General features: G+C 62.4%; 13 protein-coding genes. 12 read left to right on the plus strand and 1 reads right to left on the minus strand.

What is annotated here, in order from left to right:
- From H5U38_03280 to H5U38_03325, 10 genes are all read left to right on the plus strand, one after another.
- A partial coding sequence (locus H5U38_03280) for a glycosyltransferase family 9 protein (protein ID MBC7186037.1) occupies positions 1–344 on the plus strand: 344 nt, incomplete at its 5' end.
- The gene (locus tag H5U38_03285; GenBank protein ID MBC7186038.1) at positions 320–976 is read left to right on the plus strand and encodes a threonylcarbamoyl-AMP synthase; all 657 of its coding nucleotides are present in this window, start codon (positions 320–322) and stop codon (positions 974–976) included. The genes H5U38_03280 and H5U38_03285, both read left to right, overlap by 25 nt.
- A complete protein-coding gene (locus H5U38_03290) occupies positions 973–1,491 on the plus strand; it encodes a low molecular weight protein arginine phosphatase (GenBank protein ID MBC7186039.1) in 519 nt (172 codons plus the stop codon). Before H5U38_03285 ends, H5U38_03290 begins: the two co-directional genes overlap by 4 nt.
- Positions 1,488–2,540, plus strand: a complete 1,053-nt coding sequence (locus tag H5U38_03295) for a glycosyltransferase family 9 protein (protein MBC7186040.1) — start codon at positions 1,488–1,490, stop codon at positions 2,538–2,540. Before H5U38_03290 ends, H5U38_03295 begins: the two co-directional genes overlap by 4 nt.
- A gap of 13 nt (positions 2,541–2,553) precedes the next feature.
- Positions 2,554–3,432, plus strand: a complete 879-nt coding sequence (locus tag H5U38_03300) for a DUF3108 domain-containing protein (protein MBC7186041.1) — start codon at positions 2,554–2,556, stop codon at positions 3,430–3,432.
- Positions 3,429–4,421, plus strand: a complete 993-nt coding sequence (locus tag H5U38_03305; GenBank protein MBC7186042.1) for a hypothetical protein — start codon at positions 3,429–3,431, stop codon at positions 4,419–4,421. The genes H5U38_03300 and H5U38_03305 overlap by 4 nt, the downstream gene beginning before the upstream one ends.
- A gap of 697 nt (positions 4,422–5,118) precedes the next feature.
- On the plus strand, positions 5,119–6,756 hold the full coding sequence (locus tag H5U38_03310; GenBank protein MBC7186043.1) for a redoxin domain-containing protein: 1,638 nt from the start codon (positions 5,119–5,121) through the stop codon (positions 6,754–6,756).
- A 217-nt stretch (positions 6,757–6,973) separates the two neighbouring features.
- Positions 6,974–7,378, plus strand: a complete 405-nt coding sequence (locus tag H5U38_03315) for a BlaI/MecI/CopY family transcriptional regulator (GenBank protein ID MBC7186044.1) — start codon at positions 6,974–6,976, stop codon at positions 7,376–7,378.
- 197 nt (positions 7,379–7,575) lie between these two features.
- Complete coding sequence (locus H5U38_03320; protein MBC7186045.1) at positions 7,576–9,273, plus strand: TonB family protein; 1,698 nt, start codon at positions 7,576–7,578, stop codon at positions 9,271–9,273.
- A gap of 42 nt (positions 9,274–9,315) precedes the next feature.
- Positions 9,316–9,540, plus strand: coding sequence for a TonB family protein (locus H5U38_03325; protein ID MBC7186046.1), 225 nt, complete (start codon positions 9,316–9,318; stop codon positions 9,538–9,540).
- 126 nt (positions 9,541–9,666) lie between these two features.
- On the opposite strand, the gene H5U38_03330 is transcribed toward H5U38_03325, so the two are convergent.
- A complete protein-coding gene (locus H5U38_03330; protein MBC7186047.1) occupies positions 9,667–9,894 on the minus strand; it encodes a hypothetical protein in 228 nt (75 codons plus the stop codon).
- A 142-nt stretch (positions 9,895–10,036) separates the two neighbouring features.
- On the opposite strand from H5U38_03330, the gene H5U38_03335 reads away from it, so the two are divergent.
- Together H5U38_03335 and H5U38_03340 are read left to right on the plus strand one after the other, a co-directional pair.
- The gene (locus H5U38_03335) at positions 10,037–11,497 is read left to right on the plus strand and encodes a sodium/solute symporter (protein ID MBC7186048.1); all 1,461 of its coding nucleotides are present in this window, start codon (positions 10,037–10,039) and stop codon (positions 11,495–11,497) included.
- 391 nt (positions 11,498–11,888) lie between these two features.
- Positions 11,889–12,507 (plus strand): hypothetical protein (locus tag H5U38_03340; protein MBC7186049.1); only part of this gene is annotated, 619 nt, incomplete at its 3' end.

The following is a 12,507-nucleotide window of genomic DNA, read 5'->3' on the forward strand; positions in this document are numbered from 1 at the left end:
TAATCAGGCGCTGCCGGGTGTTGGTGTGCAACGACAGCGCGCCCTTGCACTTGGGAGTGGCCGTTGGCACGCCTGTGGTGGCGGTGTTCGGTCCCACGGTCACCGACTTCGGTTTTGGCCCGCTCGGCAAGGGGCATGTCGTAATCGAGAGAGAGCTCCCTTGCAGGCCGTGTGCCATCCATGGCGGCCGCAAGTGCCCCATTGGCACCCACGAGTGCATGACCGGCATCGCCGGCGAAGAAGTTTACCGCGCCGTGCGGAGATGCTGGGAAGAGGCAAACGAAGCCGGCGAGAGCTTCCCGTCAGGAAAGGTGAGTCCATGGGAAGATGCCCCGCCAGAATAGTGCCCGTCGACCCGGAACGACCGGACATGGCGATCGTTAGCCAGGCTGCAGGGCTCATTGCCGCCGGCGGGGTGGTCGCCTATCCCACTGACACCGTGTACGGACTTGCCGCCGACCCGTACAACGAGCAGGCTGTGGAGAAAATCTTTGCCATCAAAGGGAGGGCTGCGGCCAAGGCCCTCACCTTGATCCTGGCGGGTCCAGAGCAGCTGCATGCCCTGGTCGCCGAGATACCAAAGGCAGCGGAAATTCTCACAGAGGCCTTTTGGCCCGGCCCATTGACGATAGTGTTCCCGTTAGCTCCACAGCTGCACCTGCCAGCACTGCGCGGCAGTCGCACCGTGGCCGTACGGGTGCCCGCGAGCGCGCTCTGCCGCTCCTTAGCGCACCTCTGTGGGGGCCCGATAACCGCCACCAGCGCCAACCTCTCGGGGGAACCAGAACCCACTCATGCGGCGCAGGTTGCGGCAGCACTTGGCGAACGACTGGACCTGATTCTCGACGGTGGGCCCTCGCCGCTTGCCGTGCCCTCCACGCTCGTTGACGCAACTGCTCACCCGCCTGTGGTCCTCCGCGAAGGGGCAATACCGGCGGAACGCATCATGGCCGTGCTCGCGGAGGGCAGGCCGTGAACAAGAAGCTGCGCATCCTGTTCGTCTGTTCTGGGAATAGCTGCAGGAGTCCCATGGCCCAGGGCATGCTGCGCGCCAAGCTCCCCCACAATCTTTCCCAGCGGGTGACAGTCAAGTCGGCCGGCACCTTAGGTATCAACGGCCAGCCTGCTACGGCCCTGGCGATTCAGGTGGCCCGAGAGTACGGCGCGGACCTAAGGAACCACCTTTCGCAGGGGCTGAGTGAGGAGCTGACGGAATGGGCGGATCTCATCTTGGTGATGGAGAGAGCCCACCTCGAGTTCATCAAGAAAAACTACCCCGCGGCCGCCGAGAGAACTCACCTGCTCCGCGCGTATGGCCGCATGTCCCCTGTGCTGAACGGCGACGAGGACATCCCGGATCCCATTGGCGGCAGCCTGGCGACCTACCGGGAGTGCGCGCACCTCATTGCCACCGAGCTCGACCGCATTCTTCCCCTGCTCACCGAGCTGGTCGAGGCGCATGAACCCGGAGCAAGCGGAGGAGTCCGGTGAGTAGGACCGCACAAAAGAGGTTCTTGGTGGTTCGGACTGACCGGCTGGGTGACCTCATCCTCTCGTTGCCTGTTCTCTCTGCGCTCAAACAGGCCTATCCAGGGTGCGTCGTCGGGCTGCTGGTTGCGGCGCAGACTGCTCCCCTGGTTGAAGGCCACCCCGACGTCGATATCCTTTTGACGGACGATCCGCACACCGAACACCGCGGGATACGCGGCTGGGCACGACTGGTGGGCCAGTTGCGCATGGGCCGATTCGACACTGCCATCCTGCTCCATCCCACTCTGCGCCTGGCCTTGGCACTGACCGCAGCCCGCATCCCGCAGCGGCTGGGCACTGCCTACCGCGCCTACTCGCTCCTCTTTACGCATCGTGTGCCGGTGCACCGCAAGGGGGTCGCACGGCACGAGCTCGACCTAAACTTCGACCTCCTCTCTCCGATCGCACCGCGACCAGCACAAGTGGCGTTCAACATTCCTGTCACTGAGGAAGCCAGGGCTCATGTGCGACACCTCCTTGCCCCGCTCCGATCCCGGCATGCAGGCAAGTTGGTGGTGATTCACCCGGGCAGTGGTGGCTCGGCGCGCGATTGGCCTCTGGAGCATTTTGCCCGCTTGGCAGATGAGCTGACCAGGCAACTCAACGCCACTGTCGTCGTCACCGGCAGCGCCCAGGAGTCGCAGCTTGTGGACCGCCTGTGGCAACTCTGCCAACAGAAACCTTTCCGGTTGGATGGCCGTACAAGTCTCAAAGAACTGGCAGCCCTGTTGGGCGAAGCAGACCTGGTAGTGAGCAACAGCACTGGCCCCTTGCACTTGGCGGTGGCAGTTGGCACAGAGGTCATCGGCTTCTACTGCCGCATTAGGGCGTGTGCTCCGGAGCGCTGGGGACCTTATGGTCGCCCCGACTCCGTGTTGACCCCGGAAGTAGAGCCATGCGAGCGCTGTACCGGTGCGCGTTGCCCTGATTGGGACTGCATGAGCAGCATCAGCGTGGAACAAGCCCTCGCCCTGGCGGCACGCAAAATGAATGAGCCTCACGCTCCGTAGAGAAAGGTCCACGATGCGACATTTTGCGCTCTCGCTATTTGCCTTCTTCCTCCTCTGGCATCCGCAAGTGGATACCACCGCGCGCAACCAGGTCCAACGCGTGCAGCCGGCGCAGGATACCCTTGCGACCCGCCTGGACACCTTGCAAACGCTCAAAGCCGACTCGCTTCTTCTCCGGGAAGCCTCCACGCCGCCGGAGCGGCCCCTGCGTGTGGTGGCAAACACGGCCTGGAATATCGGCGAAGAACTGACCTTTTCCCTGCGCTATGGGCCGGTACTGGCAGGCTCGGCAACCTTGGCGGTGCGCGACACAGTGCGCCTCAAGGGCAAACTCTGCTACCACATCCGTACCGAGGCCCAGACGAACAGGGTCTTCTCATCGGTTTACAAAGTCCGCGACGTGGCCGAGTCGTTCGTGGACGTCCAGGGGATATTCCCGTGGCGCTTTGAGAAGCACGTACGGGAGGGCAAGTATCGCGCCGACCGCACGACCATCTACGACCAGCAGCGCCATCTGGCCATCACCGGCAAAGACACCCTCAAGGTCCCCCCGTTTGTGCAGGATGTGATATCCATGGTCTACTTCCTGCGCACGCAGCCACTGGCCATTGGCGATACCCTCTCCGTTCCCAACCACGCAGATCGCAAGGTCTACGACCTCAAGGTTACCATCCACAGGCGGGAACGCGTACGCGTGGCGGCCGGGGTGTTCGATTGCTTGGTGGTGGAGCCCTTCCTGCTCGATGGAAGCGGCGTTTTCAAACATGAGGGTCGGATCCTCGTCTGGATATCTGAAGACAGAAGGCGCATCCCTGTGCAACTGAAGAGCAAGGTGGTGGTGGGCACCGTCACAGCCGAGCTGGAACAGATGAAGGGGGCAAAGAAGACATGAACAGCCACTCATCCGGTGCGGGAAAGGACAAGGGAGGCTCAAAGTTCCGCAAACTGGACCTCTCCGCTGTCAAAACCTATCCCATTGCAGCGCGACACAGCAAGGTCAAGACTGAGCAATTAGCGCAAGTGCATCGAGTGGGTTCCTCTTTTGCCGACTTCATGGACTCCTTGCCCCACGTGCTCAAGGCCACCGAACTGCGCGAATTGGTGGACTGCATCGTTGAGGCGCGCAGGCGGTCCAGGCCGGTCATTGCCATGATGGGCGCACATGTGATTAAATGCGGCCTCACCCCCATAATCATTGACCTGATACGCCAAGAGGTGGTTACCTGTGTGGCCCTGAACGGTGCAGGAGCCATCCACGACGTCGAGCTTGCCTATTGGGGCCAGACCTCAGAGGAGGTCGCTGAGGGGCTGCGCGACGGCAGCTTTGGCATGGCACAAGAGACCGGGGAGATCCTCAACGGCGTGGCCAAGGAAGCCGCTGGCACCGAGATGGGCTTTGGCGAGGCGCTTGGCAAGCGCATCTGTGCCGACGGCCCACCCCACCAGCACCTCAGCATCCTGGCTGCCGGCTACCAGTGCGAGGTACCGGTGACCGTCCATGTGGCCCTCGGCACGGACATTGTGCACCAACACGCCTCGGCGGACGGTGCGGCCATCGGCGAGGCCAGCTTGCGGGACTTCCGGGTGCTGGCCCACCAGGTCGCCCAGATAGGCGATGGTGGTGTCGTGCTCAATTTGGGCTCGGCAGTCGTCCTGCCCGAGGTGTTCTTGAAGGCACTCACCGTGGCCCGCAATTTGGGCCTGCCGGCCTTTGGCTTTGTGACCGCCAACTTTGACATGCTCCAACACTACCGCCCGCGGGTGAACGTGGTCGAGCGCCCGACGCAGGCGGGAGGCAGAGGATTTCAGTTCACCGGCCACCACGAAATCATGATTCCGCTCCTGGCAGCGGCGATCAAAGAAAAGCTTCCGGCGAAGTGACGGCGACGCCTGGGGAAGGAACCAGGTACTGTGCTTGTCCAGGAGACGGCGCCCTCACGGTTTCTGACCACCGAAGAAGAAGCGCTAAGGACAGCGACCTTCCCGCGCCGGAAAGCTCTTGCACCTTCCTTTGTGCGCTCCTCTGATTGCACCTGAACATTGCCCAAGCGCTGTTTCATCGTCCCGCAAGTTGCATCCACTGCATGGCACGTCCGCGCGAAGGAAGCTGACCTGTGAAGGCGGGACAGCCCGCCCAAACCATCACCACTCGGAGAACCGCCGCACCGCCAATGGGCGGCCGGTCCTCGCCACTCGTTCGCCTGAAGCGGGAGCCGCGCCCGCTCGTGTCCGCGTCTAACCAATGAGCTGGGCACGTTCGTCTCTCCTCGGCGATGTGGCCATCCGTGGAAACCTAAATCCCGCCTCCCCGCCACACCCAGCCAGGCCTCAGCGATCGAGCGCGGACGGCCCGACCTCTCTCCGCTCTGCCTCCACCCGAGGAGCGGGAAAATCTTCGGGACTCCCCTGCGCGCGGTCCAAGTACCCGAGGCGTGCCTCGCTGCCTCTTGGTGGCTTGTAGCCAAAGGATCTCTCAAAAAAAACGGTACGTTGGTGAAGAAAAAGCTTGACAATATTCGATTCATTTAGTACCTTTCCTACTGACGTAGTGGCGCTAATAGTGGAATAGGAGACTATCATGCGAGCTCTCGTTGTTCTGCTCATCGCCACACTGTTCCTGCCAGTGCAGACAGGCGCCGGCACCCACCTGGCCGGGAGTGTGCTCGGCGCCAACGGGGATCCACTTCCCATGGCGCATGTCCATCTCCTCTCCTACAGGGGCGACATCCGCAAGCCTCTGAGGACGGTCGCCGCCGATAGGGAGGGCCGTTTCGCGCTCGTCGTCGACGAGCCCGGAATGTACCGCCTCCTCTTCACCGGCGTGGACCACGACAAGGTTTCGGTCCCTCTCCTGCTCGTGTCCGAGGCTCCAGAAATACGCCTGAGCGTGCGCCTTGCGCCCTTGGCGTACAAAGAACACTTCGAGGTGGTGCGCATCGTCGGCGACTGGAACGGCTTCACCTGGGAGGCAGCCGACACAATGCGCGCCCAACCGGATGGCACCTTCCTCTATGAGCGGACCGTGACCGGTGACACCATCGCCTACCAGCTTTTTGACATCACCAAGGAAGCGCGAACCGTAAACGGCACCAGTGCCGACTACTACGCCTATGACGGCGGGGGAGACTATGTCTCCGTCCTGCGCGTGCGTGACGGTAGAGCGCGGATAGTGTTTGCGCCGAGCAAGCTGCTCCGCGTGAGCCCTGAGGGTTTGCCCGCCGTGGACTTTCTCAGCGGCGGGAGGGCTCTTCAGGCCATCTGGGCTATCGACGACCTGCTGCGGAAGGAGCAACAAGCCTTCCAGGCTGCTGCCGCCGCCTATAGCCAGTCCCACCAGGACATGCGGGACTTCCACTATGACTGGTCCCCCACGGTAGCTCGCTTGAAGCAATGGATGGGGCCGGAGCAAGAGCTGCTTGTCCGGCAGTTTGCCGGTTTGCGCATAACGTGGCTCGTCCCGTTCCGCGCCCGTATCGACTCCACCACGCAGGCGGAGATCGCCGAGCTTTTGCCGCCAAGCTCGCCAATCTGGGGCTTGGAGCCGCAGGCGGCGCTGGTGGCGCATCGTGACCCACAGCAGCAGGAGCTTTTCGCGCACGCGCTTGTGGCGGAAAATCCTGACCACACCGTGCGGGCAGTCGCTTTGGCCTTCTTGGCCAGCATGGCGCAACTCAAGGGTGACTCGGCGGCGCTTGCCGCACGTTATGCCCTTCTCCAGCAGGAGTACAACGACGTGCCGGAGGTGCAATATTACCTGAAATCGCTCAATCCCGCGCGGCGCATTGCCAGGGGAAAGGCCGTGCCCGACTTTGCCGTGCAACTCATGGACGGTGGCCAAACCCTCACCAACAAGGACCTCCTTGGCAAGTACTACCTTCTGGACTTCTGGGCCACCTGGTGCGGACCCTGCATCGGCGAGATGCCCCACCTACACGCCGCCTATGAGCGCTGCAAGGACAAGAACTTTGCCATTCTCAGCCTTTCCCTGGACCGCAGGCCGGAAGATGTCACTGCCTTCCGCGAGAAACGCTGGCCAATGCCCTGGCTTCACGCCTTCCTGACGGGCGGGTTCCAGAACGAGCTGGTACAGTCGTTTGAGGTGTTGGGCATCCCCAGGCCCATTCTCGTCGGGCCGAGTGGCACAATCGTGGAAGTCGAAGAGAGGCTGCGCGGCGCGGGGCTGCTGACGACCCATGCCAAGTATCTCGGACCGTGAACAGAGGGGCTTGCGTGAGCGACGGCTAAGGGCGGAAGCCTTGGCCGGTGCCAGGAGAGTGCGGCAACTGTGCGCTCCAGATGACGGGAGTGCAAAGTCCTGTCTGAGCGAGAAACGATGCGGCACCTCAGAAGCATGCGGCACCGCCAGAGCCCCCGCAGGTGCGGGCTGCTGAGGCTTAGCTGAACAAATCTGGCTGCGATAGGAGGATGCAAAAGTGAACAGCAGAATTGCCACTACGCGCAGGCTGACTGAAGCAGAGTGGGAAGTGATGGAGGCCATCTGGTCCTTAGGCGGGGCGCCGAGCGTACGCGAGGTCCTGCAGCATGCCTATCCGGCTGGAGAGAAGGCCTACACCACGGTGCAGACCATCATGAACAACTTGGTAGCCAAAGGGTTCCTGAGGCAAAAGAAGGTAGGGCTGGTGAACTTTTACCGACCGACTCTCTCTCGGGAAGAGGCAATACGGCGCGAGATGTCGCACCTGGTGGCAAAGGCTTTCCGCGGTTCGATCGCGGCCCTCGCCAACTATCTCATCAACTCCGACTCGCTGAGCCGCGAGGAGATCACCAAGATCAGGGAGCTGATCGCAGAGAAGGAACGCGAACTGGAACGTGAGTAGCCTCAGGCGCACAAGATGTGCGAGGAAGCCAGGCTTTCCCTGCGCAATATATGCTGCATTACACGCGCGCGGAAGAGCCCAAAGAGACACGACGTGGCCCGTCGATGTGGCGCTTCTGCTGAGCCCCTTGGCCCTTTCCTCACAACCGGCCTGGGGCGGGGAGAGCACACGCACGACCATGCAGCGGGAGGTGAGCCATGATTGACCTGTTCAACTCCTGGGGGCAATACTGGGCGCGCTACTTTGGCCTTGCTGTCGCCCAGAATACGCTCTTTCTTGTGCTGGTGCTTGCGGCGCTGTACTTGCTGCGCCGGTCACAGGCAAGGCTACGGTACATCGTGGCAATGATCGGTTTCGCCAAGCTTCTGCTCCCCCTCTTCGTGCCTGGGCCGGATCTCTTCCCCATCGCGCCTCCGGCGGGCGATGCCACCGTGGGTGGCGTAGTCGTGGAGCAAGCGCAGCTGCCTCCCCAGTTTACCCCTCCTGGTCCACACTTGAGTCTGCCTGGGGCACTCTTCATTCTCTGGGCATGCGGCGCTTTCGTCTTCCTGATGCTCCCCATGCTGCGCACTGCGCATCTGCTGCACCGCTTGCGAGCCAGAACAGCACTCCCCTCCTGGCAGCCCAGGCCAGAATGGCGCTCCCTGCGGGTGTTTGCCAGCCCATTTGTGATCTTGCCGCTGAGCGTCGGCCTGCGTTGCCGGACGGTGTTCGTGCCGCCGGAGTGGCAGCGTTGGCCCGCCCGAACGAAGGATGTGGCCATGTACCACGAATTGGCGCACGCCACGCGCGGGGACGGCTGGACGCAACTGGCGCAGGTCATCGCCCGCGCCATCTACTTCTTCCACCCACTCGTATGGGTGCTCTACCGCCTGGCGGACGACTACCGAGAGATGGCGTGCGACGACAGCGCGCGCCAGGCGGCACAAGTATCGGCAGTGGAATACACCCGCCAGCTACAGCAGCTTGCAGAAGTCCTGTTTGGCGCCAAACACGGCAGCGTTGGCGTCACCGCGCTGGTCAGGCAAAGGAACAGGCTGCTACGCCGGGTGCAGTATCAAATGGAGGGCAAGGCCATGAGAAACGCCACACAAAGACGAGCGCTGGCAGTGGTGGTGGCCCTCACCCTGCTGGTGATCCCGCTGTCGTTCCACTGCGGGAAGAAAGCCCCCAGCCCTGACATGGGAACGATCAAGGGGTTCGTGGTAGATGCGGCCAAGGGCACACGGATGGCAGGGGCACGCATCGCGGTGGTTGGCACACGCCTCAGCGCGCGTACGGACGAGAAGGGGGAATTCACCATCCTCAACGTGCCACCAGGCAAGTACATACTCGAAGCTCAGGCCTCCGGGTATCAGGTGGAGCGCATCGAGGGCTTCAGCGTGGAGCGCAACACGGTGAGCATGATTGCCCTCAATTTGGGCACAACCAGAGAGCCTGCCAAGCAATTGGAATTGGGTAAACCTCCCGTCGAGTTCGTCGCTTGGGACCAGCCTCCTGAACCCATTGGCGGATTTGAAGCAATGCAAGCCAACCTGCGCTACCCAGAGGAGGCCAGACAGGCCGGGATTGAGGGCAAGGTGTACGTCATTGCCCTTATCGACAGTAACGGGACAGTACGGCAGGCCTATGCGAAGCCGGACACGGCCGCTGGTCACGCGGCGCTGGAGAAGGCAGCGCTGGAGGCTGTGCTCAACAGCGCGTGGAAGCCAGCCAGGAAACAAGGCCAACCCGTGGCCGCACAGATAACCATCCCCGTCCTCTTCAAGGTGAAGGGGGCAGAGCGCCTCGAGGAACCTCCCCCAGTCCCGGGCGCGGCACAGCGCTTCAACCCCCAAGACTCACCGCCACAGCCGATTGGTGGCCTGGCGGCAATTCAGCGGAACTTGCGGTAACCCGAGCAGGCCAGACAGGCCGGCATCGAGGGTAAGGTCAAGGTGATTGCCCAGATCGACAGTAGCGGGCGCGTCGAGCGGGCATGGGTAGAGGAGGGCGGATTCGTTCCGGGGTACGGGTTGGAAGAAGCGGCAATCGCAGCGGTGCGGAGCACATCCTTCACCCCGGCAAAGCACAATGGCAAACCGGTGGCAGTGCAGATTGGAATCCCAGTCATCTTCAAGCTTGACGCCAAGGGCGCGCACGACGCACCACCGACGCCCTAGTGTGAGTTTCAAGAGCTGCAGCGCGACGTGGTCCACCCTGACGCAGCGCGCCGTGCAGGAGCGGAAAACAGAGTCACGTCCGTGTCGCGGCCGATAAGGAGGGCGTGTCGTTTCGAAGGCCGTGGATTAGCCATTAGCACCCACTGCGACGAAGACCACCCGCCGGTCGCCTGCCCCCATGGACGGCGAGCCGGTAGAACAGGCCAGCATCGTGGTGCCAATCGTGTTTCGCCTGGAGAAGCGATAGCCGCCTTCTGAGGGGAGGGCGCTGGTCCGTAGCCCTCCCCTTCCTGCGCAGGCTCCTTCCGCACTTCGCCAAGCTGCCGAGCAGACTCCTTCCACCCTTCTATCCATTTGCACTCCCTCGCCTGCCCATTTGTGCTTCCCTCCACCTGACTCTCGGCCCGTGCCCTTTTTCACTTGCAATTGGCGCCGAGTTTGCTATCTTTTACCGGCAGAACCAAACGACTGTGGCAAGAACGGAAAGGAACTGCGCATGGGCTTCTCCGCCATCGATTACGTCCTGCTCTTGCTCTATCTGGTGTCCATCGCCTGCTTCGGCATCTGGATGGGACGCAGGCAGAAGGACGCGCGAGACTACTTCCTCGGCAGCCGCATGCTCCCCTGGCCGGCGGTCTGTTTCTCCGTGGTGGCAGCCGAGACCAGTACGCTCACCTTCATCAGCATTCCGGGGTTGGCCTACGTGACCAACCTATCGTTCCTGCAGGTGACCTTCGGCTACCTGCTCGGGCGGATCGTGGTGAGCGTGCTTCTGCTTCCTGCCTACGCCCGCGGCGAGGTGAGTACCGCCTACGCCTTCTTGGAACGACGTTTCGGCCAAAAGACGCGGCGCTTTGCCTCTCTGGTCTTCCTCTTCACCCGCCTGGCTGCCGATGGGGTCCGCCTCTTTGCCACTGCCATCCCCCTCAAGTTCATCCTCAAGGTGGACTACCCGGTTGCGATCGGCATCCTGGCGGTGGTGGCGTTTGCCTACACCTTTGCCGGCGGCGTGCGCAGCGTCATCTGGATCGATGCCGTGCAGATGTTTATCTACCTCGGCGGCGCCTTGGCAACTGCGGCCATCATCTTGGCACACAGCGAAAAGGGAGTGGTCGCCATTTTCAACCGGCTGCTTGCGGAGGGGAAGCTGCAGCTGTTCGCCCTCGGCTTTGGCAAGGCCTTTTTCCAGAAGCCCTATTCACTGCCGGCGGGTCTGGTGGGAGGAGCTCTGCTCTCCATGGCCTCCCACGGTACCGACCAGCTCATCGTGCAGCGCATCTTGACCACCAGGAACGTGGCAGAGGCCCGCAAGGCGCTGATCGGCACCGGGATAATCATCATCGGGCAATTTGCGATTTTCCTGGTAGTAGGCGCGCTGCTCTACGCACATTTTGCAGGGGCGTCGCTCGCGAGCCTGGGCCTACAGCGGTCGGATGAGGTCTTTCCCTATTTCATCGTGCACGGTCTGCCCAGCGGCGTGGCAGGACTGGTTATTGCGGGCCTGTTGGCTGCCGCCCTTTCCACCTTGGCAGGCTCCATGAGCTCCATGGCCTCGTCCGTGGTCTTCGACCTGTGGCCAACCAGACGCTCGGATCAACGTGCCGGCTCAGGGCTTCGCCTGGCTCGCCTGGCCACCGCTGGCGCTGCTGCAGCGCTGGTCTTGTCGGCGCTGCTCTTCATGAGCTCCACCCGCGCGGTGGTGGAGACGGCACTGAGCATTGCCTCCTTCACCTACGGGGGCCTCTTGGGCACCTTTCTCTTGGGTATCTTGTCGCGCAAAGCGACCCAAGAGGACGCCCTGGCGGCTTTTGTGGCCGGCATTCTGGTGATGATCACCGTCATTTCCCTCAAGCTCGTGGCTTGGACCTGGTACACCTTCATTGGCGTCGCGACCACGTTGGCGGTGGGCCAACTTCTCTCCATGCTCTCCGAAAGGGGGTCAGCAGCCGGGCACTAAGTGCCGGTTAAGGAGCGCACCGCAGGCAGCCGGCTTCCGAGTCAGCGCCGATTGGCGCCGGCTTGTCCATTTTCGCAACAGACGGGAGGGCAAACAACGGGAAATTGGATAAATTCGACGTTGACATTGGTGCCAGGAATGGATATATTTGCATCGTCGAGTGTCCACGATGGGCGGAGTTTGGCGAAGTGGTGGCGGCGACGAGGAGGACGGGCAGGCAATGACAAGCCGCTCCGCGGATGCAGGTGCCTTTGCGGCGAATTCCCACCAACGACAGCGACACCGACTTGCGCTGCGCATGTCCACGGAAAAGCCTCGTCATGCCTCGACAGGTCCGCCGTGCCTCTTGTCACTCGCCCATTCCGCTTTGAACCAGAGGAGGGCACATGCCATGAGAAAGGTCACCCTTTTCCTCGCCGTGTTCGTCATGGTCGCAGCCGCCGTCGGCCAGGCGCAGATACCCCAGACTATGAGCTACCAGGGATTGCTCACCGACGCCAGCGGCAATCCGGTTCCTGATGGTACGTACGCGCTCACTTTTAGGCTCTACGACGTACCCACAGGCGGAACGGCGCTGTGGACCGAGACGCAGCCAGTGGTGGTGAGCGGCGGGGTGATGAACGTCACCTTGGGAGCCATCATTCCTCTTTCTCTGCCATTCGACCGCCAGTACTGGTTAGGGATCGCCGTCGGCACGGAACCTGAACTGATGCCCAGGATCCAGTTGACCTCTTCCCCTTACGCCTTCGCGGCCCGTGGCGTGTACGGAACGGGGAATGTATTCCCGGCAACGGGCTCGGTCGGTGTCGGCGTCACCTCTCCGGGTGCCACCTTGGAAGTGGCAGGCGACATGATTGTGCGCGTGGCGCGCGACGCCGGCACGGTGGAACCTGGGACCAAGCTGCTCATCCACGGAGCTGATGGGCACTTGCTGACCAAGACGGTGCGCGAGGTGGCACTGCAGGGGCCTCCAGGGCCGCAGGGGCCAGAGGGCCCGCAAGGGCCTCCTG

Source organism: Calditrichota bacterium (genome assembly GCA_014359355.1).
In the GTDB taxonomy this organism is placed as follows: Bacteria; Zhuqueibacterota; Zhuqueibacteria; order JANLFK01; family Oleimicrobiaceae; genus Oleimicrobium.